Here is a 514-nt window from a genome sequence, read left to right as displayed (position 1 = left end):
TCAGACTTTGTATGGATAGTTTACCAGAGAAAGTGGCTTCTTGCTCAACACAATGCCGTATGAACAACTGGGCGTGTTGAAGAATTATATACTGTGAACTGTGATGGGAAATGGGGATAAAGCTAACGGTAAACTGATGGTTGAAACGCTTATTGAAAATAATACGATAGGAGGCAACTTTATTAAATATGGCTTTGACCTCAATATCTTTATTGGAAAACCTAATGAAAAGGAAGAGGGTTGGAAACATGACGTCTATGATTATTTAGACAGAGGGGATGAAAAAAATGTCGGGACTTAAAAAAATACTAATCGTGATTGGTTCTGTAATTGCTTTAGCTACTGGCTTGAATCTTTATTTTCAATATCAAAATCACCAAGAACATATGCAATTAAAAACCTCCTTTGAAGAGAGGGACAATATAGTCGTCTTACAACATTTAATGGCATCAGGAAAATATGCGTCTGACATTCGTAAACCAGGCTATGTCGTTCCTCCCGATGGAGCTATTCG

1 protein-coding gene and 1 pseudogene are annotated in these 514 nt (G+C 37.0%); both read left to right on the top strand.

Annotated features, from left to right (window positions below):
• Positions 1-103: 103 nt before the first annotated feature.
• Entirely contained in the window at positions 104-301 is a 198-nt protein-coding gene (locus HMPREF2628_RS04770) for a hypothetical protein (protein WP_070478079.1), read from the top strand.
• Positions 288-514, top strand: a pseudogene (locus tag HMPREF2628_RS04765) (thiol-disulfide isomerase); the annotation flags it as partial. The gene HMPREF2628_RS04770 and the pseudogene HMPREF2628_RS04765, both read left to right, overlap by 14 nt.

Source organism: Streptococcus sp. HMSC063B03 (genome assembly GCF_001836965.1).
Classification (GTDB): Bacteria; Bacillota; Bacilli; order Lactobacillales; family Streptococcaceae; genus Streptococcus; species Streptococcus pneumoniae_F.
The sequence above is the reverse complement of the archived record's forward strand: the minus strand, read 5'-3'. Positions and strand labels throughout refer to the sequence as shown.

Excerpts from the sequence above, each read along its gene's own strand:
- HMPREF2628_RS04770 (WP_070478079.1), top strand. The coding sequence starts at position 104 with ATGGGAAATGGGGATAAAGCTAACGGTAAACTGATGGTTGAAACGCTT.